The sequence below is a fragment of the Shewanella inventionis genome (assembly GCF_014641855.1).
Taxonomy (GTDB): domain Bacteria; phylum Pseudomonadota; class Gammaproteobacteria; order Enterobacterales; family Shewanellaceae; genus Shewanella; species Shewanella inventionis.
The window spans coordinates 1-624 of sequence record NZ_BMII01000128.1 but is presented as its reverse complement, the minus strand read 5'-3'; the positions used below and the strand labels follow the sequence as shown (position 1 = coordinate 624).

Genomic DNA, 624 nt, shown 5'->3' with positions numbered 1-624 from the left:
AAACACAGTATTCATTTCCAGACGCCTAATAAGTACGAAAGCCCGTTGCTAACACAACGGGCTTTTTTACGTCTAAGGTTTGTGCGTTGAATGGGCATGATAACAGTGTGGTTGTAAGCGTCTGGGCAACTACACCTACCTTTTAAAATTCCAGGGTAACAGGCTGTCTATATCCGGTGCTGGTTGGCACAGTTCATTAAGACAAGCCATGATGTAATCAAATGGCACTAAGCCATTAACCTTTGCGGTTTCCACAATGCTGTAAAGCGTGGCACTGGCATGAGCCCCATTAGCTGTCTGACTAAATAACCAATTTTTTCGGCCAATCACAAACGGTTTTACTGCTCGCTCTGCACGATTATTATCAATACTCAATCTGCCATCATCAACATAACGAATAAGTTTGTGCCATTGATTAGCCAGGTAATTAGCCGCCTCTATCAGTTTGGTATTATACCATTCCGCATAACTAAGTGATCATTGTTGCCCATTGTCGGTGGCACATTTTTTTCACACGCTCTTTATCTTCAATGAATGCATTCCACGCTTCACTACAGGCATCAACTATTGACTCGTAACCTTCAAAGCAACGATTAGCTAACTTATGCTGCCTCAACCAACTCC

1 pseudogene is annotated in these 624 nt (G+C 42.6%); it reads right to left on the bottom strand.

The features are described from left to right. Nucleotides 1-135 precede the first annotated feature (135 nt). Nucleotides 136-453, bottom strand: a pseudogene (locus tag IEW93_RS21915) (IS66 family transposase); the annotation flags it as partial. Between the last annotated feature and the right edge of the window lie 171 nt (nt 454-624).